Below are 24,266 nucleotides of genomic sequence, written 5' to 3'. Positions count from 1 at the left end.
ACTTACCTGCTGCCTGTATCTGCCCGCCATTCGGCCATCCGGCTCCAAAGCTACCTTCCGCAGTCCCTTCTCCAGGCCGCCTCTCAGCCCACGAGCAGCCCTCTCTTTCATGGAGCGGTAACACCTGCGTACTCCTCTTCTTCTCCGCCTTTTTCATAAACTATTCATAATCATAGCCAGACAGTGTAGTTTTGTCAAGGAATTCACTGAATTTTCATAAACTCTTAAGAACTGGGATGACCCACTTATCCACCACAGATGTGGATAACTTATTTCAATCCGGGGGATAAGTAACCTGTTTTTTCACACAATTACCGGAAAATCTTCTGATAAATATGCAGATCCTCCTCCTTAAACACATCAATTATCACTCGCTCAAGCCTGGAGCCGGACAAATATCGGTCGATCGCCTCCACAGCGATCCGGGCTGCCAGCTTACCTGGAAAATGGAACTCCCCTGTGGAGATGCAGCAGAAGGCCACCGATTTGAGGCCGCTCTTCTCCGCCAGCTTCAGGCAGCTCCTGTAGCAGGATGCCAGCTCCGCCTTCTGCTTCTCCGTCACCTCCACGCCCACCACAGGCCCTACCGTGTGGATCACATGCCTGGCAGGCAGATTGTAGCCCCCTGTGATTTTTGCCCTTCCCACAGGCTCTTCATGACCCTGGGCCTCCATCAGCTCCGCGCACTCGTTCCGGAGCTGGACGCCCGCCGCCGAGTGGATGGCATTGTCGATACAGCCGTGGCATGGCACAAAGCATCCCAGCATCTGAGAGTTGGCCGCGTTGACTACAGCGTCCACAGCCAGAGTGGTAATGTCTCCTCTCCAGAGCACGATGCGGTCGTCGTTCTTTACAGCCGTGCAGGGATACTGCTCCCGGATCACCGGCAGCGCCCCTCCATCTGTGATCCCCTTCTCCTCCAGCTCCTCCTGAAGCAGCTCATCCTGCACCCGCAGGAACTCAGGGCTCACTCCACCGGGCCACCGCACGTTCATAAGGCTTCGCAGAAGCCTTCTCTTCTCTGTCTCGTTCACCGGCTCCCGGATGACCTCATAGCCTGGATTTTCTTTTTTCAGCTCCCGGATCAGCCAGGATACTTTCTCAGAACGGTTCATGGCCTTCCTCCAAAAAATCATTTTCACATAAAATCAAACAGCGACAGCTGAATGTCCCTGCTGGACTCCACTTCCCTGTCTGTGATCGTCTCATCCCCCTGCAGATGCCCGATCAGAATGGGGGACTTTGGATCGTGCTCATCCCTCCTGCTCTTTGCGCTGGCAAGGCTGGCCGTGGCGTAGCAGTAGTGGCATCCGTGGACACAGGTGTCGTACATGCCGATATCTATGCTCTCGCAGCAGCCGCACTCCTTCCTCTGTCCCCTGTCCTTCTTCAGATCCAGCTTGTATCCGATGATCTCCCTTATCTTTTCTTTGTCAATACAGGCAGCATGGCGGATGCCGTACTTCTCCAGATCGATCTTCTCCGCACAGGTGTACAGGGGCAGGCCGTATCGGTCGGCAATCTTTGCAAGCCCCTCCGCCAGCGTGATCTTCTCTTCATCCTCCAGCTCACGGAAAGGGCTTCCTCTGTAGGAGTCCACAAAGCTGAAAATGCAACGGGTCGTATAGGGATGCAGCCACTCGCACATCATGTCGAATTTCTCCAGGTGGTAGTCAATGGTATATTTCTCCGTCAGGAGGATGGGATCAAAGCGGAAATCCACCCTGTTTTTCCCCAGCCGCTGGCTCAGAAGGATAAAGGTGGCAATGGACTCCTCCGTGGACGGCAGATGGGGCTCAATGTCCTTCTCATAGTCCGTGATCGTCATCTGAAAATAATACCGGTAATCCAGCCTGTCGATCATCCTCAGATAGGGCAGCATTGGCTCCGGATTTTTCGTCCAGAACACAAAGCAGTCCACCACCTCAGGCGTAAGGCGGATACGGCTCACCTTTTTTCTGTTGTAGGGATTGGGGACCAGGACTTCCTCTGCCAGCAGCCGGTTCATGAACCACTCCGGATACAGGGCAGGAATGTCGGTCCTCCTGCTTGCGCTGATGATCATAAGTCCTCCCTGGCACTGCGGGGTCCGCACGTAGCCGCATCGTCACATGCCGTCTGCATACCACCAAAAATGCATGGATTTTTGCCCCGCATCATACATCATCAATTATAGCACATCCCGTTTTTGAATGACAGAAAAATCAGAGTACTCTCTGTAGCCTGGACTACAGACAATCCTTCTGATCTCGTGTATGATAATCATGTGCAATAATAATGTAATATCCGGAACAGCGGGAGCCGGACGGCTGTGTTCCGCTGTCACAGCGTCTCGCTGGAGCAGTGGGCTGCCAGCAGGTCCGGCCGGAGGATGCGGATCTGCTTCCGTCCTGTGGCAATAATGCCCTCCTGCCGGAGACGAGAGAGATTTCTGGAAAGATTGACCCGGTTGGCAGCAAGGATATCCGCCAACTCCTCCTGGCTCAGATAAATCACTGGGCCCGCCTCCATCTCCTCTCTCTGCCAGGAGATAGAGCAGGTTGCATAGCTTTATGAAGGCGCTGTTGTATTCCTGGTGCGCCGTCTCATAGAGGAGCAGATTGACGTAGGATGCATACCAGTCAATGACCGTCTCTGTGAGAGGAAACCTTTCTTCCATCATGCGGCGGAACTGGGACGGGGAAAATTCCAGCGCTTCCACATCCTCCAGGGCCTGGGTGACAATGGATTTTTCTATTTTAAACCGATTGCTGTGATAGACCGGGAAAACGGTTCCTTTTCCGTGAAAGGAGAGGATCTTCCTGTGCCCCTCCTCGTGGTGGATGCAGGTCAGGGCCAGCCCGGACAGGATGTAATAGACCGGCGAGAAGGGCTGTCCCGGTGCCCACAGACTGTCTCCCTTTTTAAAGGAACACCGTCTCCCCGGAACAGACTTAAAAAAGGTTTCAAATGCAGAAAAATCATCTGCAAAAATATATCTGGGCGTCTGCATGGCAGCTCCCCCTTTCTGGACTGCGTTTTAAGATAATTTCATAATAATACATTCCGGCGTCCGCCTGCAAGGTCTGATCCTGTCCGCTCCTAGCGCCGCGGCAGAGGCCATCAAAAAAGCATAAAAACGGAGGTAATATTTGATGATGAAACGCGTAAAGATCACTGTTCTGAAAACCACTCTTGACAAGGAGCTGGCCGATGAGTACGGCATTGAGGGACTGACCCCCTGTCCCATGCTGAAGGCAGGCCAGGTCTTCTATGCGGACTACGCAAAGCCTGATGGCATGTGCGATGAGGCCTGGAAGGCCATCTACCAGTATGTATTCGCCCTGGCCCACGGTGCCGGGAAGGATCTCTTCTACTACGGAGACTGGATCAGAAAACCGGGCGTCGCCATTGTCTCCTGCAATGACGGACTGCGTCCTGTCATCTTCAAGCTGGAGGCCACTGAGGAAGAGTCAGAGATTGACTACACGCCCGTCAGGTAGATAGGTAGAACGGGAGGTACCCCTATGACCGGCCAGGAAACGCAGGCAGGGCGGCAGGCTGGTCTGTGAGTGTGACAGATAGGAAAAGGGAAGACTTTCCCAGTACTACAGGATCGACCTGTAGTGAATTCCCTTCAGTAATTTCCTGAAAAATGTGGACATTCCCAGGGGGCAGTGATACACTGTCCCCTGTAAGATAACAGCAGCCGCAAATAAGCCCCATTATTTCAGGAGGAACCTATGATCATAGAAAACAATCCAAAAGAGCTGGAAGCAATGAGAGAGTTTCACAGGGGAAATCGGGCCGAAGGCCTGAAGCTCCAGGAAGAATTTGCCGCTCAGTTCAGAGAGGAATACAAAGATAAGGATCACTGCCCCTGCAAAAAGGCGTGCCGCTATCACGGCAACTGCAAGGAATGCGTGGCCATACACAGGGCACACCAGGAGCATGTCCCCAACTGCATGAGGCCCATGCTGAACAAAAAGCTCCGTCTCCTGTCTGAGCTCACCGAGCACACGCTGGCCAATGAGATCGAGCCGCCAAAGGAGGTTCTGAGAAAAGACCTATGATTTACAGAGCATATACCTCAAACGACCTTGCCGCCGTCATCCGCCTGTTCCATGATACGGTCCACGCGGTCTGCGCCCGGGATTACACCCCCAAGCAGCTGGATGCGTGGGCTCCACAGGAGCTGGATATGGAAAGGTGGCAGGCCACGCTCCTGGCCCACCACACTATTATTGCGGAGGAAGCCGGTATCATCACCGGATTTGGCGATATGGACAACGCCGGCTACCTGGACCGCCTCTATGTGCATAAGGATTTTCAGCGCCAGGGCATAGCCACTGCCATCTGCGACCGCCTGGAGTCCTACCTCTCCCCGGAGCTTCTCTGTGCCCGGTTTACAACCCACGCTTCCATCACCGCAAAGCCTTTTTTTGAAAAAAGAGGATACCGCGTTATAAAAGAACAGACCGTGGAGCGCTGCGGTATCCAGCTGACGAACTACACTATGGAGAAGCCTTGTCGGAAAGCTGAGTGATCAGCTCTTCCACCGTCTCAAGGCTCTCCTCTAAATCCTCCGCGATTTCCTGTGCTGTCTTTCCCCTGGACAGCTTTTTCTTTACCTGTTCCTTCAGCACAGACTCTTTCCCGGCCTGGTAGCCCTCATCCATTCCGGCCTGGTAGCCGTCCTCGTAGGCCTCGCTCTTTACAGCCTTTTCATAGCTTTCCTTGTCAAACGTCTCCAGTATCATTTGCATCACCTCCGCCTTCTGCTGGATCAGGATGTCCCTCAGAATTCCGTCCTGGATGCAGTCGTCAATAGTCTGCATGAGCGCCTCCTCCAGAGGCCCTGCTGTCTCCAAGTTCCTCCGCACCCTATCCACAAAGATGGCGTACTCCTCCAGCCGCCGGCACTTCTCCATAAGAGCCCGGTTGTGGCCGTAGTTGATGTTCAGCATCACTGTAGTACATTCCAGCGCCGGGGTCTTTCCCTCCCCACACCTCTCAAAAAGGTCGGAGAGCCGCAGGACTGTCCGGTCCGGCTGGTCTCTCGTCCCATTGTAAAACACGATGTGCTGGGGAAGGGGGAACTTCTTGGGGCTGGAGCTGTAGATATTGATGTTGTCCCGGGCAATGATCTTCCCGTACAGCTTTGCAAAGTACAGCACACCCCGCATGGGCATATTGGGATTGTAGGTGCTCTGATGCTCGTACAGGTTCAATGTGCCGCTGACAAGGAAGGAAATGTCGTTTTTCATGGAAAGATAGAGCACATTTCTTGTACTCCCGGTCAGCAGTGGGATATTCTGAGTCATCCACATTTATCATATTTACTTTTTTCGTCGTGCACATAAAGATGTCACACCTCCATTATAGACATAAAAACAACGGACTGCAACCTTTTCACCTGTCTGCAGACTTCAAAAAAAGGAATTTCATGTGGCGGAACCCGCCCCGGACAAACGCCGGATGATCATAAATAAGAATGGCTGCCAAGCAGCCTCAGAGAAAAGATTTCCTCTGTAGATGGTTTACATTATATAGAAAACAGACGCGGATGGCAATAGGACACATTGCACAAATTTATGAAAACGATTTTGTGGAAATAATAGACACTGGGGGGCAGAGATGATACACTATGGATAATACTACAGGCAATGAGAAGGATACGAAAGAGGAGGCAGATCATGATTGACATTTTGTTTGGCGAGAGCGACGCTGCCTGCATGAAATATGCCAAAACCATCTGCGCACTCCCGGCAGAGGAGGGCGAACCGGACACGGTCATATGCCTTGCCTTCATGCTGGACATCGGCGATATCCAGGAAGCGATGGACAGCTCCTACCGGCAGGAGCTGATCTTCTCCATGTACAGCCAGGACCAGGATGGGCATGACGAGGCGGCCTGCCGGGAGCTAAAGAAAGCCGGCGCCTCTTACATCCGCCAGCTGGCCCGGCTGGAAGAATATCTAAGGCAGGGCCGGGCTGTTAGGATCTGGTACAGTCACAGCCCCTACTCCCTCTGTGGTCTCTGCTTCCTCTGCGCTTGGATGAAGTCTTACAAAAATCCCGTCTCCGCAGTAGAGCTTCCAAGATGCAGGGCAAACGGCAGCCGCATTGTATCCTGCCGGAGCTGGGCCGAGGTCTCCCACGATGAATTCCGGCACTTTCTGCCTCTGGAAAGACCGCTTTCCTCTTCAGAACGGGAAATGTACGCGCTGCTGTGGGAAGAACTGCGAGGGGAAAACGCCCCTCTTCGCGCTGTCATCAACGGGAACCTGCTCAGCGTCCCTGAAGAGTTCTATGATTTTCTTATATGGAGGGAGCTCACCGACAAGCCCCTAAAGCAGGCCTTTCTCATCGGGAATATCCTGGGGAAATACCCGGTGGGGACCTACGACTGGTGGTATGCCCAAAGGATTGACACATTCATAGAACAGGGAAAGATAAGGGTAACCCAAGACTCCGAAAAAAAGTACGCAAGGACAATCTGCAGAGCCTGACCCGGAGGCCAAGGACACAGAAATTTTGCGCGCAACCGCAAAGTTGCGCCCGGGTTGATAGAGGCAACTGCACATACATGCTATGCTGTTTCTATCAAAAGGAGGGAGCATATATGGAAATTTTATCCTCATTATCTGTTGTCATTGCATTTTTTAATCTCATCTTTGTCCTTGGAAGCTTTGTGGGCGGCGTCTATCTCTTCATTTTGGTCGTGAAGGCCCTAAGGAAATACATCCGGTCCGGCAATGTGAACCCGGAAACGGCCAGGACAAGAAAATCTCTTGGCGAAGTGCTGAAGAAGCACCGCACGGACAGGGGAATGACCCAGGAATTCGTGGCCCAGGCGCTGGGCATCAGCAGGCAGGCTGTGTCCAAATGGGAAAATGGAACCTCAGAGCCCACCACCACCAACCTCATTGCCCTGGCAAAGCTGTTTGGAGTGGAGCCAGAGGATCTGCTGCGGGAGGTGCAGAAATGAACCGGAACACGGAAAAATATCTCGCCATCAAAAAGAAATTTGAGGGACAGGAGGACAGACGGATCCTGAGTGGGTGAGAGACTTTATCCGCACCTATGAGGCGAAGATGGACAGTCTGAGCATCCGGGAGGGATCAAAATACCTCTGATATGCCTCTGATATATAAGATGCAACCCCAGGTTGCGCTTCTGCAAGCCAGGGTTGGTGGCCTGCTCAGGGCATTTCCGCTATAATCCAGGCATACCACGAATGCCAGCCGCACATGGAAGCGGCCGGCTCTGACAGCATATCATACATATAAGGAAGCACCCCTATGAGCTTTGGTGAAAATCTTCGCACAGTAAGAAAAGAAAGAAAGATTTCCCAGGAGGAGCTGGCCGAGCAGCTACACGTCAGCAGGCAGGCTATTTCCCGCTGGGAGCAGGGAAACGGATACCCGGAGATGGAGAAAATGATATCCCTCTCCCGGATACTGAAGGTCTCCCTGGACTATCTTGTTTCAGACCAGTCTGACAGCCCGGAGCATCCAGGCACCGCTCCTGATGGTCAGTCACAGCCCGCCCCCACACCAGTGTCCACGGGCAAGATCATGATCCGCAGCCATGACGGCAAACAGCTGGTCAACTGCTATAAGGTAATGTCCATGCGTGTGTCCACCCGCCCGGACGTACCTCATTTTGCCCTTTTCGGAGTGGACAGCTCCTCCTTCTGGGGCGAGAACAGAACCATGCTCGGCTGGTATGCCCACGGGGCGGATGTCCAGAGGGAGACAGAAGCTATCTCACAGGCCATGCTGGAGGGAAAGACGTTCTATGAGCTGCAGTATGCCGCCAAAGTAAAAGAAAGCTTTCTGCGGGTCAGTCTCGTCAGAGAGGAAAACACCGCTCCTGAAAAAGAAAGGGATACAGACATAGGATCATAAGGCTTCGCATGGACACCTTCCCTGCGCAAGCTGAGGGATCCCTTTCATTTCAGAATAAAATTTCAGACTAAAGGAGGAACCACTATGTTAGAAATCGGAACAAAGGCGCCGGCATTTTCTCTGCCGGACCAGAACGGAGACATGCACACGCTGGAGGAATACAGGGGAAAGAAGGTCATCCTCTATTTTTATCCCAAGGACAACACTCCCGGCTGTACCAAGCAGGCCTGCGGCTTCGGGGATCTCTATCCCCAGTTTGCCGAAAAGGGCGCTGTCGTCCTTGGCGTCAGCAAGGACAGCGTGGCCTCCCACAAGAAATTTGAGGAAAAATACGGCCTTCCCTTCACACTGCTCTCTGACCCGGAGCTCACCTGCATCCAGGCCTACGATGTGTGGAAGGAGAAAAATATGTACGGGAGGAAGACCATGGGCGTGGTGCGCACTACCTACCTGATCGATGAGGAGGGCACCATCGTCAAAGCCTTCGGAAAGGTGAAGGCAGCCGACAATCCGGCCCAGATGCTGGCAGAGCTGTAGTCTCCCCCGTCCCGGAAAGGAGGGCAGGACAATGAAAAAGTACAGGAAAGAGCTTGTGATCACTGCGATACAGGCTGTCATGTTTTATCTGTTTCCCCTGACCGCCGGCCCCACTGATATGATGGGACTGGTGGTTGTCCTGCTGTTCTCCTCCTTTCTTCTGTCTCTTCTTCTGGGTGCTCTGTCCCGGACGCCTTTCAAGTATGCCTATCCGCTTCTCGTGTGCGCCCTGTTTCTGCCCACAGTTCCCATCCACTACAATGCCACTGCCCTTTCCCACGCCCTCTGGTACCTGGCGGACGGATATATGGGGCTTGGACTGGGGTGTGTTTTCAGGGCTGTCCTTCAAAGGAAGCTGCGCGGGTAGAAGAGCTGACAGATAAATCATTAGGGCCGGATATGCAGGCGTCACATCCCGCATATCCGGCCCTCTTGCTATGCTTCTAATCGAAATTCTTCCGGATCAGCCGGCAGTACTCCTGGAATACCGGTTCCTTCTGAAAGTCCTTCGCAAGGGCATCCCGGACACCCTTGTAGTACCAGCCGATCATTTTCTTATCTTTCATCCGGAAGCGGTTCCAGAGCTCCTCGCCCACCTTGGGGTAATCCCGGTCGATATCACGCATATTGGACAATTTATCTGCAAGCCCGATCATCTGCACTTCCCTGGGAGCGTTCCCAATGGACTGGATCGTTGCGGTCTTCCTCTCCATCCAGGTCCTGGACTTATCCTCGCTCTCTCCGGCCACCATGGCCGCCACCCTGGGACTGAACTCCAGCGCCAGCACCTCCCTGGTCACTCCCTTACAGTCCTCAATTGTGTCGTGGAGTACCGCGGCACTGATCACTTCCTCATCCCGGGTCATAGTGGACACGATCTCCTTCACCTCAATGGGGTGCACGATATAGGGACGCCTTGTCCCCTTCCGGAACTGCCCTTCATGAGCCTTCGTCGCAAATTCAATTGCCCTGTCGATCATATTCATACCTCTTTTTCATCCTCTGCTTCCATCGCTAATGATAATTTCCTTTAAAATCTCCTCTCTCGGCAAATATCGCTTGTCTGAATCATGCCTACATCATAGCATCAGTGGACAGAAATAGCAACTCCCTTGTAAAATTTAAACCCCTCCTCCAGATTTTCCCTGACGCAGTCATTTTCCCCATTTTTTCTGTCGGTACGCACTGGCGCTCATATGATACTGCTGCCTGAATTTCCTGCAAAAATAGCCGGCATCCGAAAATCCCGTATCCGCGGCAATGGAAGATATGGACTTCTGGGTTGCCTGAAGCTGCTCTGCCGCCTGTGCCAGCCTGTGGCGGATGAGATAAGCCACCGGGGATATATGTATTCCTGACCGGAAAATGTGCAGGGCGCCGCTTTTGCTCAAAGAGGCAGACGCGGCAATCTGTTCAAGCGTTATTTCTTCCATATAGTGATCGTGGATGAACTGCATCATGGTCTGCAGTTTAGCCTGTTTGTGGGTCAGGCGGCGAAGCCGGGAACCGCCCGCCGGCAGATCCATATTCCCTGCCAGCAGCTCCCATATTTCCAGAAGCATTCTCACAGTGGACAATTCGCAGTCCTCCCCTGTCTCCTGAAGATCAAAAATCTGCAGGAGGATCTGCAGGATCTGTTCCTGCCAGCCTGTCTGCGGCTCCAGAACCTGGTAAGGGACAGATGAGCTGATGACAGGCATGATGTACTTATGGTAGACAAAAGTGTCTTCTGCCGCAAGAAGATACGGGGAAAAGACGATGTTGGGCGCCCATGCGCTCTCCTGCGCTTCAAATCGGTGCAGCACGCCGCTGTTGATAAAGATCCCGCTTCCCTGCCGCATCTCTATCCGGTCTTCCCCGGCAAAACAGAATACACTTCCTTCAGAAAAATATATAAATTCCACCTCATGGTGCCAGTGCCAGTCTATCCGGTGGAAGTCAAACTGCCAGATATTTTCCGGATAATAGGCAAACGGATAACCGCTGCTTCCATGGACTGCCGTTTCCCGGAGCGTTTCGTCCGTAACTGTCACGCAATGATCCATACTCATCCTCCGATTCATCTCATTTTGTGATATTGTACCATATAAAAGCAATTATATTCAATGATTTGGCATTCTCTATATGATATAATCCATATTCAGAACAGGAGGAGACAAAATGAGAATAAAAAATCAGTATAACAAAACCATTGCAGCCTGCTTCACGGGCTACATCGTCCAGGCTGTTGTCAATAATTTCGCGCCGCTTCTTTTTTTACTGTTTCAGGAAACCTATCATATCCCCCTCTCTCAGATCACGCTGCTTGTAACTTTTAATTTCGGGATACAGCTCCTGGTCGATCTTCTGTCCGTCAGATTCGCAGACAGGATAGGATACCGGGCCTCCATGGTTGCGGCACACATTTTTTCAGCCGCAGGCCTGATCCTTCTCACCGTTCTGCCGGACCTGCTGCCGGTACCGTTTGCCGGCATACTGATCTCCGTCATGGTCTACGCAGTCGGCGGCGGGCTGCTGGAAGTACTTGTCAGCCCAGTCGTGGAAGCCTGCCCCACCGGCCACAAAGAAAAAACCATGAGTATGCTGCATTCCTTCTACTGCTGGGGCTATGCGGGAGTCGTGCTCGTATCCACCCTCTTTTTCCATCTGGCGGGCATGGAAAACTGGAAGTTCCTGGCGCTGGCCTGGGCTTTTCTGCCCATCTGCAACGCTTTCGCCTTTACAAGGGTTCCCATGGCTCCCCTGCTTGAGGACGGTGAAAGCGAAATGACGCCGGGCTCACTTTTTAAAAACAAGCTGTTCTGGGTCCTGCTTGTCATGATGGTGTGCGCCGGGGCAAGTGAACAGGCGGTGAGCCAGTGGGCATCCGTATTTGCCGAGAAGGGCCTAGGCATCTCCAAAAGCGCCGGGGACCTGGCCGGCCCGATGGCATTTGCCCTGCTGATGGGGCTGTCACGTCTGTTTTACGGAAAATACGGACACCGGATCAACCTGGAGCGCTTTATGGCCGCAAGCGGGCTTCTGTGTATTGTATCCTACCTGGGGATCTCCCTCCTTCCGGTTCCCCAGCTCAGTCTGGCCGCCTGCGCTGTCTGCGGCCTGTCTGTGGGGATCATGTGGCCGGGTACCTTCAGCAAGGCGGCCGCCTCTCTTCCAAAAGGCGGGACAGCTATGTTTGCGCTGCTGGCCCTTGGCGGGGATATCGGATGCTCAGGAGGCCCCACGCTGGTGGGCCTTGTCTCAGACGCTATGGATAACGATCTGAGAATAGGTATTTTAGCAGGCGTACTGTTCCCGCTCCTTCTGTCAGCAGGGATCGTGCTTGCAAAAAGGCCGGAGGTGAAATGCAGCAATGAAAGGGATGCTGTCCTTGGAAAAGCGTAAGGATGGATTTATTTTTATCGTATTTTCTGTAGAAAGCACAGAGGAGGTAAATGCGCTGACCATTGACATGATAGAAACAGGTCTGGACGTTCTCTATGAACCTAAAAACATTGGCGGCATGTACGAGAGCTGCTTTGTATGCACAGAAGAAAGCGGACTGAAAATACGCGCCTGCCCGGACAGGTAGACAGCAGGTATACTCTGGTGTAAAATGGGAGAAACGATAAAGACAAAAGGAGAATGTTCATGTCTGCAACACAGTCTGTAAAATACGTACTCGTCACAGGAGCCTCCAGGGGCATCGGCCGCGCCTGCGCCCTCCGCTTTGCCGAGGAGGGGTGGCACGTCTTTCTCAACTGCCGCTCCTCGCTGGAGGAGCTGGAGAAGGTCTGGCAGGAAATCCAGGAGCAGCTCCCCGGCCAGTGCACGCTTGTCCCCGGGGACGTGGGAAACCCGGAGGAGGTCCGGCAGATCTTTAAGAAAATTTATCAGCTCTGTCCCCGTCTGGACGTGCTGGTGAACAATGCCGGCATTTCCCACACCGGGCTCCTCACCGACATGACGGACCTGGAGTGGCAGAGAATGCTGGACACCAACCTGTCCTCTGTCTTCTACTGCTGCCGCAGCGCCGTCCCGCCCATGGTGACGCGCAAAAAAGGGCGGATCATCAACATCTCCTCCATGTGGGGGACAGTGGGCGCCTCCTGCGAGGCCGCCTACTCGGCCGCCAAGTCCGGGATCCACGGCCTGACCCGGGCCCTGGCAAAGGAGCTGGCCCCCAGCAACATCCAGGTCAACGCCATCGCCTGCGGGGTCATCGACACATCTATGAACTCCTGGCTCTCCCCCGTGGAGCGGGAGGCGCTGGAGGAGGAGATCCCCGCCGGAAGGTTCGGGACGCCCCGGGAGGCAGCGGACCTTGTGTGGCAGACCGCCCATGCCCCGGCCTACATGACCGGGCAAATCATCGGAATAGACGGAGGGTATATCTGATCCGGAACAGATCAGATATACCCTCCCTTTTCTTTTGTCTTTCCTATTTCACAAGCCGCTGGATCTTCTTGCTCTCCTCTGTACCGGCCTTTTCAAGCAGCTCAAAGAGCAGCGCCTCGTATGTGGTGAGGATAGCCCCCTCCTGCCTGGCCCGGATCAGAGCCGTCTCATAGTCTGTCCTCTTCCTGCTGGAAACGCAGTCTGTCACCAGCACGGGCACAAAGCCTGCGGCACGCAGATCTATCAGGGTCTGCAGCACGCAGATATGGGACTCCACGCCGCAGAGGATAATGTACTTTTTCCCCTGTATCCAGGGATGGCTGCTGACCACATCCTGCCAGGCGCTGAAGCGGATCTTCTCCACAAATTCTTCCGTCCCCGCAGCCTGGGTCAGCTCCCTCACTGTACTGCCCAGCCCCTTTGTGTACTGCTGGGTGAACACCATGGGGATGCCCAGCGCGCGAAGACCCGCCAGCAGGATGGAGGAGTTCTCTATGAGCGTCTCCTTCCTGTCCATGGCAGGAATCAGCTTCTCCTGGTAATCAATGACAACTGCCGCCGCGTGTTCTCTCTCAATCCTCATATTCGCCCGCCTCTTTCCCTTACTTTTCTTTTTCTCTCTTTTCCCTGCTATTTCAGATCCAGCTCCACGGGACAGTGGTCGGATCCCATCACATCGGTCAGTATTTTGGCGTCCTCCAGCCTGTCCTCCAGACATCTGGACACACAGAAATAGTCGATACGCCACCCTGCGTTCTTCTCCCTGGCCTTGAACCGGTAGGACCACCAGGAATAAATCCCCTCCCTGTCGGGGTAGAAGTACCGGAAGGTGTCGATAAACCCAGCCTCCAGAAGCTCCGTAAATTTCTGTCTCTCCTCGTCTGTAAATCCCGCGTTCTTTCTGTTCGTCTTGGGATTTTTCAGGTCGATCTCCCTGTGGGCCACATTCAGGTCCCCGCAGAAGATCACCGGCTTTTTCTCCTCCAGCCTCTTAAGGTAGGCCAGGAAATCGCTCTCCCACTGCATCCGGTAGGAAAGCCTGGCCAGCTCGTTCTGGGAGTTGGGCGTGTACACAGTGACAAAGTAAAATTCCGGGTACTCCAGGGTGATGACCCGCCCCTCCTGGTCGTGCTCCTCCATACCGATGCCGCAGGACACGCTAAGAGGCTCCTCCTTTGTAAACACAGCCGTGCCGGAGTAGCCCTTTTTCACCGCATAGTTCCAGTACTGATGGTAGCCCGGCGTCTCCAGGTCGATCTGCCCCTCCTGCAGCTTTGTCTCCTGGATGCAGAAAATATCCGCATCCACCTCTTTGAAAAAGTCTGTAAAGCCCTTCTGCACACAGGCCCGCAGGCCGTTCACATTCCAGGAAATGAATTTCATATGCTCTGTTCTCCTTGTCGTCTAATAATACACTTTCCGCAGGAACAGCCCTCTGGCCGGCGCCAGAAATCCCGCCAGGCTGCGGTCCTCCGCTGCGATGACCACCGGCAGCTTGCTGGCGTCCCGCCTGCCTGTCCCGATCTCGATCAGAGTCCCTGTCAGGATGCGGACCATGTGGTAGAGGAAGCCGGACCCGTAGTAGGTGATCCTGACCTTCTCCCCGGAACGCACGATCTTGATATTGTAGATCCTGCGGACTGTATCGTTTGTCTCTTTGTTGTCCGTGAAGCTGGCAAAATTCTTGACGCCGATGAGGTATTTCACCGCATCCCGCATGGCCTCTATATCCAGCTTCTCCGGATAGTGGTAGCAGTAGCGCCGGGAAAACACATCCGGCTTCTCCCTGCAGTCTATATAGTACTCGTATTTCTTTCCCTTGGCGCTTTTTCTCGCATGAAAATTATTCTTTACCAGCTCCACCTTGAGAATGCGGATATCCTCCGGGAGGTAGCGGTTTAGCGCAGCCTTCAGCTCCTCCGGGTCGTAGAGGCCGGACAGCTTCACGCTGGCCACTTGCCCTCTGGCGTGGACGCCGCTGTCCGTCCGTCCGGAGCCGTCCACCTGCACCCGGTAGCCCACAATTCTTCCAAGGCTCCACTCTATAATATACTGGATCGTATTGTCCGTCGTGGCCTGCCGCTGCCACCCCTGGTAGCGGCTTCCGTCATAGGCAATGGTCAATTTATAGTTTCTCATATACACACACCCGATCTATCTGTAAAACTTGAAAATAAATTTGCATATCAAAAAAGAAGAAGCTGTATATGCTTCCTCTTTTATCATAGCACTTTCCAGTAGGATGCGCAATTTATTTCTCACCGGGTCAGATGATATTTTCTCCCCGGAAGCCCTCTCGCTTCACCGCGTAAAGGACACACCTGGACACCACGTCCACGATCAGGAAACCCAGGGCAATGCCAAGGCAGGTCTCAAGCAGCACGCTTGTCTCCTGGCTTGCCAGGACACTGTCGCCGCTCACCCAGCCGTACATCATATAGTAGAGATTCGGTCCGGGAATGAGCGGAAAGGCTGACGCAGTCAGGAAAATAGTCGCCGGCGCCTTGTTGACCCTGGCCATGATGAAGGCAAACGCCGCTACAAAGACAGCTCCTGCCATAGTGGCCACAAAGTTGCTGGGCCAGACCGCATACACCAGGCAGTAGATAGCCCAGGTGAAAAAAGCACCGATGCCGGAAAAGAGCACCTGCTTCCCCTGGATCTTGAACCACATGGCAAATCCCACGCAGGCTACGGTACAGGAGATAAGCTGGATGGGCACGCTGTGGTTCAGCGTGAAGCCGTCGTAGGCGCCCTCCCCAAGAAGCTGCATGGCGATGGCGATGCCAAAGGCAATGCCCGCCGCTCCCAGGACAGAGTTCATGATATTGATAAGACCGGAGAGAAAATCTCTCTGCAGGATCTCCCGGATCCCGTTCGTGGTGCTCAGGGCACTGATGAGCAGCATGACAATGCCGATCATGATCCGGTCCGGGTGGGTGCCGATCCCCAGGAAATCCATGCCGATGATCACCGTCTCCGACAGAAAGGCCAGGATTAAGTTGTATATCAGGAGATTGTCCTCCCGCTTTCCAAGCCAGTTTCCCACAAACACGATCATGAGGGACACAAGCACTGCCACTACCGCGTCCGTCAGCCCGCATCCAAAGAAGACGGCGAACCCGGTGCCGCCCATGACTCCCGCCAGGTAGGTGATCCAAAGCGGCTGCTCCTTCCGGTTCATGACCTCCACATACCTCCTGTGCAGCTCATCCGCGTCCGGCGTGTGGGCGCACACGTATCTGGCCAGATTGTTCATGTAGTCCAGCCGGTCATAGTTGATGCCCGTGGACTCGATGTGCCGGATCTGGGTGAGGATCTCCCCCTCCGGCGTCTCCACTGTAATCTGGATGTTGCTGGGGATGACAAACACATCGTACCTCTTGAAGCCGTAGCTTTTGCACATCCGGTACATGGTGTCGTCCAGTCTGAAATTTTCCGCTCCGCTGCAGAGCATGGCCTCTCCAATGTCCAGTATGCCTTCCAAAATCCGCTGATAATCCATTGTTTTACGCATTTCCTCTGTCCAGTATTTTCTTAATCTCGTCCATAAATGTGTTTACATCCTTAAATTCCCTGTACACCGAAGCGAAACGGACGTAGGCCACCTCATCCAGCTTCTTCAGCTCATCCATGACGATCTCGCCGATAGCGCTGCTGGGGATCTCCTTCTCCTCCAGACTGAATATCTTTGTCTCCACCCTGTCGATGCACTTCTGTATCTCAGCTGCGGACACTGGCCTCTTGTAGCAGGCCCGCAGGATGCCCGTCTCGATCTTTCCGCGGTTGTACTGCTCCCTGTTGTTGTCCTTCTTTATAATGATCAGCGGGATAGTCTCTACTTTTTCATAGGTGGTAAACCGCTTTCCGCATACATCGCAGGAGCGCCTTCTGCGGATGGAATTACCGTCGTCTGCCGGTCTGGAGTCGATGACTCTCGTATCCGGATGGTTGCAATATGGGCATTTCATCTTGGTCTTCCGTCCTTTCTCAAATATTAAGACAAGTATATATCCCGCCGGCCGGACTTGTCAATTTATTACTTCGACCTGTGCCTTTTTTCTTCGTGGATCTCCACAAGGATGATATCCGGGCCGATTTTCCTGATACAGTCAAAGGGGATGACGTACTCCCCGGTATCCCCGAACCAGCCGCACAGAAATCCTCCTCTTGGCACGATCACCGACTCAATGCAGCCTGTACACTCGTCAAAGACCAGGTCCGCCACATACCCCAGCTTCCGGCAGTCGCAGGCATTGATCACTTCCTTCTGCTGAAAATCACAGAGCCTCATGCTGTCACCTCCCCTTTCATCATATGCTGATGGAAAAGGGACGGTGAGGGCACAAGGCTCTTTATCCTGTCCTGACTTTTTGTTCTTTTATTCCGCTTTCCTGCCTACAGCGCCATGACCTTCTCGTTGTTGAAGGCTCTGGCAATGAGCACGGTCAGGATACCGCCCAGCGCAAGGGTCTCCACCAGAGTGATCAGGTACTGGGACATAGTCAGTTCATGGCTCAGTATCAACTGGAGGGCAACGGCGCTGTTGTAGAATGGAATATAAAAATCCCAGCGTCCTCCGTCTCCCATGCGGAACATGGTCAGAAGTCCCACAACCAGAACCACCATGTACACCGGCATGATATAGCTGCTGGCCTCCTTCGTCGTCTTCGCGAAGACGGAGATCAGCGCCACAACGGCGGAGTACAGGAAGGCGATGGCAATGAGGAGAAGTCCCATCATGATGATCTGGTCCGCTCCCAGGTTCAGGTTGAGGGCCTCGTCCATACCAGTCATGGAGTCCATCATAAAGGGCGTGCACACCACCATACCTGCCACGTAGATGAGGGAGGAAATTCCCGATACCGCCATCAGGGCGAACACCTTTCCAAGGACAATGGAGGATCGCTTTACAGGCGCCACCAGAAGGCTGGCCATGGTTCCCCTCTCCTTCTCCCCGGCGATCATGTCAGTGCCGATTCCCATGGCTCCGGCAAAGAGAAGGATCGTGATGAAATAGGGAAGCATCATGCCCAGGGCCCGGCCGCTGGCCTTCTCGTCGTCCTGGATCACCATATCGTCATTGTCCGAATTGACGGTAAATACAGTGATGGCGTCCGGGTTTCCCACCCGCCCTGCCAGCAGGGTCTGGCGATAGGACTCCAGCACACCCACGGAAATCTCCTGATATGCCTGAGCGGAGTAATCCTCAGAGGGATTATAGTGGGTCTTGACCTGTGGGACCGGGTCTCCCTCCTGGAAGCCGGCGACCAGCTGATCAAAATTTTCCGGGAACTCTATGAGAAGGTCCGCCTTCCCGTTCAGGATCTGATCCTCCGCCTCCGCCCGGTCGCTGTCAGAGTCCACTGTCCTGACACTGTACTCCATCCCCGCGGAGGAGAGAAAGGCCTCAAAGCTCTCCGGCTCGTTCTGCATCCAGACAATGGACTTGTGATCCTCTATATCTGACTGCATCTGTCCCGCCAGGCTGTTGATGATGGTGAGCAGGGCTACCATGATGATGACCGGGAGAAAAAAGACGGAGAAAACCATCTTTTTGTCCTTCAATATCCTGGCCATCTCTTTTCCAAATATCTGTTTAATACCGTTTAACATCTACCTCTCCCCCTTTCTGGCCGAGTAGAGCTGGAAGAACGCATCCTCCAGGTCGTTCGTGCATGTCTGCGTGAGCAGCTCATCCAGGGTGCCCTCTGCCACCTTCTGCCCGTCGATAATGATGCCGATGCGGTCGCAGAGCTTCTGCGCCTCGGACATGATGTGGGTGGAAACGATGACCAGCTTGCCCTCGTCCCGAAGCTTTTTCAGATAGTCCGTCACATTTCTCGCAGTGATGATATCCAGCCCGTTGGTGGGCTCGTCAAAGATGACGATATCCGGGTCGTGCACAAGGCTGACCGCGATAGCCGCCTTCTGCTTCATACCTGTAGACAGCTCCTTGATCTTCTTGTGGGCGAACTCGCTGATGCCAAAATAGTCAAACAGCTCCTCCCTGCGCTTCCTGAGCTTCTCCTCAGGCACCTTGTGGAGACGGCCGAAGAAGCGGAACATGTAATCCGCGTCAAACTGGTCGTCCAGCTTGATATCGCTTGTGAGAAATCCGATGCAGTTGCGGACCGCCTCCGGCTCCCTTTGCACCTCGTGGCCGTCCACGTAGATCTCGCCGCCGGTAGGCTTTATAATGGTGGAAACGCACCGCAAAGTGGTGGTCTTCCCTGCCCCGTTTGGCCCAAGAAGTCCGTAGATCTCCCCCTTTTTCGCCGTCAGGCTCAGGTGGTCCACAGCCGTCTTCTTCGGATTTTTCGTGTGGGACTCAGCCATCTGTTTTTTGTTCAGTCTGTACACCTTGGTCAGGTCTCTGATCTCAATCATAGCCTCTGTTTCCTTTCTCCCCTCATGGGATGATCTTCCTTATTTTTCAATTCTATTTCCTCAGACGTCTGTATTATTAATTTAGTACAATAATATACATCTTCCGAAAATTTGTCAACACTTTTTCCCTAAATTTTACACAATTTCCAGGCCCGTATGACACAGGGCTGCATCACATCGTCCTGTGGAACCAGATTTTCGCACCCAGGCCCACCAGGCTCACAAAGAGCACAGCTCCGATCAGCACCGCGAACACAGTCATGCTGAAAAATCCCGCCGCAATGGCCGCTGTCAGAAGTCCGAACAGGCTGATGCAGTAGGCTGCCCGGCCCGACTCCCTCTGGATGGCCTGCAGCCGCTCGTCGTGCTCCTTGATGTAGAGCGCCCGCAGCCGCTTCTCATCCCGCAGCGCCCGGACATTCACCACGATCCCGTAGACCGCGATGGTCGCCCAGGCCAGGAACAGGCCGCTCTGAAATCCTCTCATAAAGCTGGCCTCATGCTCATCCGCCCCCAGCCGCATGGCGCTGACGCAGCAGATCACAATGATCATGCAGGAAAAAATGATACCGACGATCATCCAGATGATCTGTCTCTTCAGCTTTGCTCTGTACTCCTTCATCTCACATCTCCTCCTCGTCCACTTCTGAAAAATCAAATACATCCTCAATGGTCACCCCGAAATATCTGGCGATCTTGTGGGCCAGCACAAGGGAAGCCGTGTACTTCTCCTTCTCCAGCGAAATGATCGTCTGCCGGGTGACCCCCACCGCCAGGGCAAGCTCCTCTTGGGAGAGCTTGTATTTCCTGCGCAGCTCCTGAATCCGGGTCTTCATAGGCTCGACATCCCCTTCACAATCGTATAGTTTACTTTACATTTTCAGTATAGTTGGCTTTACATGAAATGTCAAGTGTGTTTTACAATTGTTCATTTCAGACGTAATACTTTTAAAAAGTGTTACGTCTCCTGTTACATTTTTAACACACTTCTTGCATAGAAAAATCCCGGCCGCGGTTCTTGCGCGGCCGGGATCAATAGATCGATATACTGCTTTTTTCTTACCGGATGATTGTGCCGGTCTTTCCCTTGAGTCCGTCCTTCAGCTTGTCAAAGGAAGTGATGAGGGCGCTTCTCCCCTCTCTCTTCTCAATGAACTCCACTGAGGCCTTGAACTTGGGAAGCATGTTGTACACGCCGAAGTGCCCCTCCTCCATGTACTGCTTGGCCTCAGCAAGGGAGATCTCTCCCAGCTCGGACTCCTGAGGGGTGTTCATGTTGATGCGCACCTTCTCCACGCTTGTCAGGATGATCAGCTCGTCCGCGTCGATCTCCTCTGCCATCTTTCCGGCTGTCAGGTCCTTCTCAATGACCGCGCTGGCGCCCTTCAGGCGGTGATCCTGCTCCATGACAGGGATGCCGCCGCCTCCGCAGGCAATGACTACCTGATCCGCGCCTATCAACGCCTTGATGGCGTCGATCTCCACAATGCTCACCGGGTTGGGGGCAGAGACTACGCGGCGGAAGCCCTTTCCCGGCTCCTCGATCACATAGTTCCCCTTCTTGCGCTCCTCGTTCGCCTCCTCGGCTGTCATGTAGCGGCCCAGCACCTTGGTGGGCGTGTAGAAGGCCTCGTCGTAGGGATCTACTGTCACCTGCGTCAGTATGGTGCTGACGGTACGGTAAATGCCCCTGTTCAGGAGCGCCTCCCGGATCGCGTTCTGAAGGTCATATCCGATATACCCCTGGCTCATGGCTGAGCACACAGACATGGGAGCCGGCGTGTAATCCTGGTGCACCTTCCCAAACTCATTCATAGCTGTGTGGATCATCCCCACCTGGGGTGCGTTGCTGTGGGTGATGGCTACCTGGTATCCCTCCTCGATCAGATCCGCGATGGATACCGCCGTCCTCCTCACGGCCTCCTTCTGCTCCGGCAGCGTGATCCCCAGCGCTCTGTGTCCTAATGCAACTACTACTCTTTTTTTCATCGCTCTTTCTCCTTTACGCCTCTATGACTTTTCAGACCTCTGTTTTGTCTGTCTTTTGTAGTAAATATAAGGAAATTATATTATTTTTTCACAGAAAATGCAATGGATTTTACACGTCAAACATAGTCTTTAGAAGTCTCTTCCCCGTCTCCGTCTCAAAAACGGCGGAAAGACCGTGTGTGAGGGCCTCCCGGGACATTTTCTCCTCGTAGCCGTTGACCAGGAAATCCGCCTCCAGAAGGATCCGGTAATCCGCGCCGTCCACCCCTGTGTAGGTGTGGTGATGTCCCACCAGATAGCAGATCCGCTCCCGGTCCGCCTCCCCGTAGCCCAGTTCGTCCAGCAGCCTCCCGGCCTCAGCCGGCCCCTCCTGCTCCTGCAGCTTTCCGTTGGAGTACCCGTACTTTTCCTTTGCCGGGCGGATGCCTATGTCGTGCACAAGAGCCGTGGATTTCAAAAGAAACAAGGTGTGTTCATCCAGTCCCTCCGCCTCACCGATCATCTCCGCAAATGCGTACACCTTCAGGAAATGCTGGATCTGCTCCGGGCATCCCCTGTAAAATTCCACCATCTTCTCCTTCAGCGCCTGTATTTTATCCAAATCCATATTCCTCTTCATATGCCTGTCCATCTCCTTTTCTTCCCGCAGCGCCGGCCCTCATCTGCCGGCCTGCCATCTTCCGCTTAAATATTGACAGAAGTATTCTATCATAAATTCATCTTGATTTCTTCCCCTGAAGTGGTATAATTTCCTTATGGGGCATTAGCGCAGTTGGGAGCGCGCCACATTCGCATTGTGGAGGCCACGGGTTCGAATCCCGTATGCTCCAGGACAAAAAACGGAGCTCCGGTATCAGACCGGCAGTTCCGTTTTTTATATTTTCTTTATTTTCCCACTTTATATCTACGATCATCCATGACTATCTGGCAGCCGGTTTTGAGCCGCCTTGTTCTGCCCCTCGCACATTCCGGCAGTCCTCCGCATAGATTAAAGCAGCGGCGACATGCAACCGCCTCAAAAAAACAGCGGAGGTAATCTCATGGAACAGATCGTTCAATATATCAAACCGGAGCTTCTCATAGTATCTGTCATCCTGTATTTCATCGGCATCTGGCTCAAACAGGCGCAGACCGTCAAAGACAAGTATATCCCCCTCATTCTAGGCGGGCTTGGCATCGCTCTGTGCGCCGTTTGGGTCCTGGCCACAAGCCCTCTGCGCACCGGACCGGAGATCGCCATGGCCGCATTTACTGCCATTGTCCAGGGCGTGCTGGTAGCGGGGCTTTCCACCTACGTCAATCAGATCATCAAGCAGGCGGGAAAGTAGAGCAGACAAAATCCCAGAAGGCCCCGGCGGCCTGGGGAAGCATCTGGTATCGGCGCTTCACCATATAGAGCCGGGACTCCTTCCTGGGCTCCACAATGGTCTTGTACACGATCCCATCGCCCCCTGTAAAATACCGGGCGGAGCCGGGGCAGATGGCAATGCCCATGCCCCGCTCCACCATGGGCAGCATGGAGGCGGAGGAATTGTAGTAGCAGAGGATCTCCCTGTCCTGGGCAATCTCGTTGAACCAGTGGTTGATCTCCTCCTGGAGGGAGGCCCGGACAGGGACCATCAGCGTCTCTCCGCCGAGCCGCTCCAGGCGCACCTCGTCCCCTGCCTCCCCGGCCAGAGGATGGTTCCGGCTCATGGCCGCCACCCAGGGCTCGCTCCGCAGAAAAATCTGCTCGCACTGCTCCATATAGACCGGCGCCCTCACGATCCCCACATCCGCAAGGCCCCGCTCCAGCTTGTCCCGGACCTCGTCGCTGTTTCCGCACCAGATCTGGAAATGCACCTGGGGATATTCCCTGTGGAACGCCTCCACCATCTCCGACAGAAGCCCAATGCCGAAGGACTCCGCCGCCGCCACGGAGACAAGTCCGTGGACGGTGCCGCCAAATTTCCCGAGCTGCTCCTTCGTCTTCTCCATGAGCTCTATGATCTCCTCTGCCTGCTGCTTGAGGAACCTCCCCTCCTCTGTCAGCTGTATCTCTTTTTTTCCACGCAGAAACAAAGTGACACCCAGCTCCTCCTCCAGAAGCCGGATCTGCCTGCTCAGAGGCGGCTGGGCGATGCACAGCTTTTTTGCCGCCTGGGTAATATTTCCCTCCTGCACCACCGCAAGGTAATACTTCAAAGACTTTATATCCATCTGCCTCTCCTTTCTCCCTGCCAAACGGGCCGCACCTTTCCCATACTTTTTTTATATGTTTATTCATATATTATATGTATTTTTATATATGTATGCAATATGCTATAATACACAGGACAGCGGTTTACACCGCATTTTAGAAAATCTTTATTCAAATGGTGAACACAGATGGAAAACAAGAAAAAATATGAAACTCCCCTTCATTATATGATGGCCTTTGTAGGCGGTTTTTTCGGGGTCTATGCGATCCTGAGCTTCTGCGACCTCTTCGGAAATGCCCAGACTGCCAATATGATCTACTTTGTGACCGACCTTCTCGGCCATGATTTCGCGGACGCCTGTCTGCGGCTGGGCGGCGTGCTCCTCTTTATGGCTGCCATCGCCCTGACAGTATGGCTTCCCAGACACAGCTCCATCAACCTTCAGGTGGCCAGCATTTTCCTGGACGGGGCCGCAGCAGTCCTTATCGGACTTTTTCCCATGGACATCCACCCGGTTCTGGCTCTCTACCCCTTCTTCTTCGCCACCGCCTTCCAGTGGAACAGCTTTAAGGGGGCAAAGGGCTTTGCCAGCTCCACTTTATTTTCCACCAACAACCTGAAACAGTTCACAATGGCTGTCACGGAAGTCTTCTTAAATAAAGATAAAACCCACACGGTAAAGGCAAAGTTCTTCGGATGTACTCTGCTCTCTTTCCATGTGGGTGTGGCCTGCTCCTTTGCCGCCAGGTCGCTCATCGGGCCAAGGAGCATCTGGTGCGCCCTGCTGCCCCTGGGCATCGCTCTGTACACCGTATGCCTGGCAAATGAGTGGCTTCCTCTGGCTGTGACAGAGGGCGCAAAGGAACAGGGATAGGCAGGCAAGACGCCTTCCTTTCTCTTT

Annotated in this window: 32 protein-coding genes, 1 tRNA gene, 2 pseudogenes and 1 other annotated feature (1 of these 36 only partly in view); of the genes and pseudogenes, 15 read left to right on the top strand and 20 right to left on the bottom strand. The window is 53.7% G+C overall.

Annotated features, from left to right (window positions below; genetic code table 11):
• Positions 1–154 (bottom strand) — a binding site (T-box leader); it reaches 104 nt to the left of the window's first position.
• A 157-nt stretch (positions 155–311) separates the two neighbouring features.
• The 4 genes and pseudogenes from NI21_RS0107770 to NI21_RS17025 all read right to left on the bottom strand — a co-directional run.
• Entirely contained in the window at positions 312–1,115 is an 804-nt protein-coding gene (locus NI21_RS0107770) for a protein-ADP-ribose hydrolase (RefSeq protein ID WP_033125675.1), read from the bottom strand.
• Positions 1,116–1,138: 23 nt separating this feature from the next.
• On the bottom strand, positions 1,139–2,065 hold the full coding sequence (locus NI21_RS0107765; protein ID WP_033125674.1) for a DUF1848 domain-containing protein: 927 nt from the start codon (positions 2,063–2,065) through the stop codon (positions 1,139–1,141).
• Positions 2,066–2,322: 257 nt separating this feature from the next.
• Complete coding sequence (locus NI21_RS17030) at positions 2,323–2,511, bottom strand: helix-turn-helix domain-containing protein (protein WP_033125673.1); 189 nt, start codon at positions 2,509–2,511, stop codon at positions 2,323–2,325.
• A 151-nt stretch (positions 2,512–2,662) separates the two neighbouring features.
• Positions 2,663–2,992 (bottom strand): annotated as a pseudogene (locus tag NI21_RS17025) (Crp/Fnr family transcriptional regulator); the annotation flags it as partial.
• 145 nt (positions 2,993–3,137) lie between these two features.
• Here NI21_RS17025 and NI21_RS0107750 point away from each other — a divergent pair.
• From NI21_RS0107750 to NI21_RS0107740, 3 genes are all read left to right on the top strand, one after another.
• Positions 3,138–3,482 (top strand): TIGR04076 family protein, encoded by a 345-nt coding sequence (locus NI21_RS0107750; protein WP_033125721.1) that lies wholly within the window; start codon positions 3,138–3,140, stop codon positions 3,480–3,482.
• A gap of 240 nt (positions 3,483–3,722) precedes the next feature.
• Positions 3,723–4,052 (top strand): hypothetical protein, encoded by a 330-nt coding sequence (locus NI21_RS0107745; protein ID WP_033125671.1) that lies wholly within the window; start codon positions 3,723–3,725, stop codon positions 4,050–4,052.
• The gene (locus NI21_RS0107740) at positions 4,049–4,525 is read left to right on the top strand and encodes a GNAT family N-acetyltransferase (protein WP_033125670.1); all 477 of its coding nucleotides are present in this window, start codon (positions 4,049–4,051) and stop codon (positions 4,523–4,525) included. Before NI21_RS0107745 ends, NI21_RS0107740 begins: the two co-directional genes overlap by 4 nt.
• On the opposite strand, the gene NI21_RS0107735 is transcribed toward NI21_RS0107740, so the two are convergent.
• Positions 4,494–5,303, bottom strand: a complete 810-nt coding sequence (locus tag NI21_RS0107735) for a hypothetical protein (RefSeq protein WP_147581175.1) — start codon at positions 5,301–5,303, stop codon at positions 4,494–4,496. The two genes, NI21_RS0107740 and NI21_RS0107735, sit on opposite strands and share 32 nt — an antisense overlap.
• 372 nt (positions 5,304–5,675) lie before the next feature.
• Here NI21_RS0107735 and NI21_RS0107730 point away from each other — a divergent pair, with 372 nt between their 5' ends.
• The 6 genes and pseudogenes from NI21_RS0107730 (at position 5,676) to NI21_RS0107710 (ending at position 8,796) form a co-directional block, all read left to right on the top strand.
• Complete coding sequence (locus NI21_RS0107730) at positions 5,676–6,491, top strand: DUF3658 domain-containing protein (RefSeq protein WP_033125669.1); 816 nt, start codon at positions 5,676–5,678, stop codon at positions 6,489–6,491.
• A 113-nt stretch (positions 6,492–6,604) separates the two neighbouring features.
• A complete protein-coding gene (locus NI21_RS0107725) occupies positions 6,605–6,970 on the top strand; it encodes a helix-turn-helix domain-containing protein (protein WP_033125668.1) in 366 nt (121 codons plus the stop codon).
• A gap of 64 nt (positions 6,971–7,034) precedes the next feature.
• Positions 7,035–7,118, top strand: a pseudogene (locus NI21_RS17175) (DNA alkylation repair protein); the annotation flags it as partial.
• 165 nt (positions 7,119–7,283) lie between these two features.
• Complete coding sequence (locus NI21_RS0107720) at positions 7,284–7,892, top strand: helix-turn-helix domain-containing protein (RefSeq protein ID WP_052084008.1); 609 nt, start codon at positions 7,284–7,286, stop codon at positions 7,890–7,892.
• Positions 7,893–7,976: 84 nt separating this feature from the next.
• Positions 7,977–8,429, top strand: a complete 453-nt coding sequence (gene bcp / locus NI21_RS0107715; protein WP_033125667.1) for a thioredoxin-dependent thiol peroxidase — start codon at positions 7,977–7,979, stop codon at positions 8,427–8,429.
• A 31-nt stretch (positions 8,430–8,460) separates the two neighbouring features.
• Positions 8,461–8,796: a hypothetical protein gene (locus tag NI21_RS0107710; protein WP_033125666.1), complete on the top strand. Its 336-nt coding sequence runs from the start codon at positions 8,461–8,463 to the stop codon at positions 8,794–8,796.
• Positions 8,797–8,872: 76 nt separating this feature from the next.
• Here the strand turns inward: NI21_RS0107710 and NI21_RS0107705 are convergent, their stop codons facing one another.
• Together NI21_RS0107705 and NI21_RS0107700 are read right to left on the bottom strand one after the other, a co-directional pair.
• A complete protein-coding gene (locus NI21_RS0107705; RefSeq protein WP_033125665.1) occupies positions 8,873–9,409 on the bottom strand; it encodes an HD domain-containing protein in 537 nt (178 codons plus the stop codon).
• Positions 9,410–9,583: 174 nt separating this feature from the next.
• The gene (locus NI21_RS0107700; protein WP_052084007.1) at positions 9,584–10,474 is read right to left on the bottom strand and encodes an AraC family transcriptional regulator; all 891 of its coding nucleotides are present in this window, start codon (positions 10,472–10,474) and stop codon (positions 9,584–9,586) included.
• Positions 10,475–10,589: 115 nt separating this feature from the next.
• Between NI21_RS0107700 and NI21_RS0107695 the strand changes: the two genes are divergently transcribed.
• From NI21_RS0107695 to ymfI, 3 genes are read left to right on the top strand one after another with little or no spacing between them, the layout of a single operon-like run.
• On the top strand, positions 10,590–11,813 hold the full coding sequence (locus NI21_RS0107695; RefSeq protein WP_369792780.1) for a sugar MFS transporter: 1,224 nt from the start codon (positions 10,590–10,592) through the stop codon (positions 11,811–11,813).
• A complete protein-coding gene (locus NI21_RS0107690; protein ID WP_138302850.1) occupies positions 11,800–12,000 on the top strand; it encodes a hypothetical protein in 201 nt (66 codons plus the stop codon). Before NI21_RS0107695 ends, NI21_RS0107690 begins: the two co-directional genes overlap by 14 nt.
• 59 nt (positions 12,001–12,059) lie before the next feature.
• Positions 12,060–12,806: an elongation factor P 5-aminopentanone reductase gene (gene ymfI, locus NI21_RS0107685; RefSeq protein WP_033125662.1), complete on the top strand. Its 747-nt coding sequence runs from the start codon at positions 12,060–12,062 to the stop codon at positions 12,804–12,806.
• Positions 12,807–12,849: 43 nt separating this feature from the next.
• Here the strand turns inward: ymfI and NI21_RS0107680 are convergent, their stop codons facing one another.
• From NI21_RS0107680 to NI21_RS0107625, 12 genes are all read right to left on the bottom strand, one after another.
• Positions 12,850–13,389: an isochorismatase family protein gene (locus NI21_RS0107680; RefSeq protein WP_033125661.1), complete on the bottom strand. Its 540-nt coding sequence runs from the start codon at positions 13,387–13,389 to the stop codon at positions 12,850–12,852.
• 47 nt (positions 13,390–13,436) lie between these two features.
• The gene (gene xth, locus NI21_RS0107675) at positions 13,437–14,189 is read right to left on the bottom strand and encodes an exodeoxyribonuclease III (RefSeq protein WP_033125660.1); all 753 of its coding nucleotides are present in this window, start codon (positions 14,187–14,189) and stop codon (positions 13,437–13,439) included.
• Positions 14,190–14,210: 21 nt separating this feature from the next.
• A complete protein-coding gene (truA, locus tag NI21_RS0107670) occupies positions 14,211–14,945 on the bottom strand; it encodes a tRNA pseudouridine(38-40) synthase TruA (RefSeq protein WP_033125659.1) in 735 nt (244 codons plus the stop codon).
• Between the two features lie 127 nt (positions 14,946–15,072).
• Positions 15,073–16,311, bottom strand: coding sequence for a threonine/serine exporter ThrE family protein (locus NI21_RS0107665; protein WP_033125658.1), 1,239 nt, complete (start codon positions 16,309–16,311; stop codon positions 15,073–15,075).
• A 4-nt stretch (positions 16,312–16,315) separates the two neighbouring features.
• On the bottom strand, positions 16,316–16,777 hold the full coding sequence (nrdR, locus tag NI21_RS0107660) for a transcriptional regulator NrdR (protein ID WP_033125657.1): 462 nt from the start codon (positions 16,775–16,777) through the stop codon (positions 16,316–16,318).
• A gap of 68 nt (positions 16,778–16,845) precedes the next feature.
• Positions 16,846–17,100 (bottom strand): PRC-barrel domain-containing protein, encoded by a 255-nt coding sequence (locus tag NI21_RS0107655; protein ID WP_033125656.1) that lies wholly within the window; start codon positions 17,098–17,100, stop codon positions 16,846–16,848.
• Positions 17,101–17,204: 104 nt separating this feature from the next.
• Positions 17,205–18,422 (bottom strand): ABC transporter permease, encoded by a 1,218-nt coding sequence (locus NI21_RS0107650; protein WP_033125655.1) that lies wholly within the window; start codon positions 18,420–18,422, stop codon positions 17,205–17,207.
• Positions 18,423–19,196, bottom strand: a complete 774-nt coding sequence (locus tag NI21_RS0107645) for an ABC transporter ATP-binding protein (RefSeq protein WP_033125654.1) — start codon at positions 19,194–19,196, stop codon at positions 18,423–18,425.
• Between the two features lie 172 nt (positions 19,197–19,368).
• Positions 19,369–19,818 (bottom strand): hypothetical protein, encoded by a 450-nt coding sequence (locus NI21_RS0107640; protein WP_033125653.1) that lies wholly within the window; start codon positions 19,816–19,818, stop codon positions 19,369–19,371.
• Position 19,819: 1 nt separating this feature from the next.
• Positions 19,820–20,032, bottom strand: coding sequence for a helix-turn-helix transcriptional regulator (locus tag NI21_RS0107635; RefSeq protein WP_033125652.1), 213 nt, complete (start codon positions 20,030–20,032; stop codon positions 19,820–19,822).
• A 223-nt stretch (positions 20,033–20,255) separates the two neighbouring features.
• On the bottom strand, positions 20,256–21,185 hold the full coding sequence (arcC, locus tag NI21_RS0107630; protein WP_033125651.1) for a carbamate kinase: 930 nt from the start codon (positions 21,183–21,185) through the stop codon (positions 20,256–20,258).
• A gap of 109 nt (positions 21,186–21,294) precedes the next feature.
• On the bottom strand, positions 21,295–21,804 hold the full coding sequence (locus tag NI21_RS0107625) for an HD domain-containing protein (protein ID WP_147581174.1): 510 nt from the start codon (positions 21,802–21,804) through the stop codon (positions 21,295–21,297).
• Positions 21,805–21,942: 138 nt separating this feature from the next.
• On the opposite strand from NI21_RS0107625, the gene NI21_RS0107620 reads away from it, so the two are divergent.
• Together NI21_RS0107620 and NI21_RS0107615 are read left to right on the top strand one after the other, a co-directional pair.
• Positions 21,943–22,015: transfer RNA gene (locus NI21_RS0107620), tRNA-Ala, on the top strand.
• Positions 22,016–22,225: 210 nt separating this feature from the next.
• Entirely contained in the window at positions 22,226–22,513 is a 288-nt protein-coding gene (locus tag NI21_RS0107615; protein WP_033125650.1) for a phage holin family protein, read from the top strand.
• Here NI21_RS0107615 and NI21_RS0107610 read toward each other — a convergent pair.
• Positions 22,494–23,384, bottom strand: coding sequence for a LysR family transcriptional regulator (locus NI21_RS0107610; RefSeq protein ID WP_033125649.1), 891 nt, complete (start codon positions 23,382–23,384; stop codon positions 22,494–22,496). The genes NI21_RS0107615 and NI21_RS0107610 overlap by 20 nt on opposite strands.
• A gap of 168 nt (positions 23,385–23,552) precedes the next feature.
• Here NI21_RS0107610 and NI21_RS0107605 point away from each other — a divergent pair, with 168 nt between their 5' ends.
• Positions 23,553–24,239: a YoaK family protein gene (locus NI21_RS0107605; RefSeq protein ID WP_033125648.1), complete on the top strand. Its 687-nt coding sequence runs from the start codon at positions 23,553–23,555 to the stop codon at positions 24,237–24,239.
• Positions 24,240–24,266 lie beyond the last annotated feature (27 nt).

The sequence above is a fragment of the Eubacterium sp. ER2 genome, assembly GCF_000765215.1.
GTDB lineage: Bacteria > Bacillota > Clostridia > Lachnospirales > Lachnospiraceae > Claveliimonas > Claveliimonas intestinigallinarum.
The sequence above is the reverse complement of the archived record's forward strand: the minus strand, read 5'-3'. Positions and strand labels throughout refer to the sequence as shown.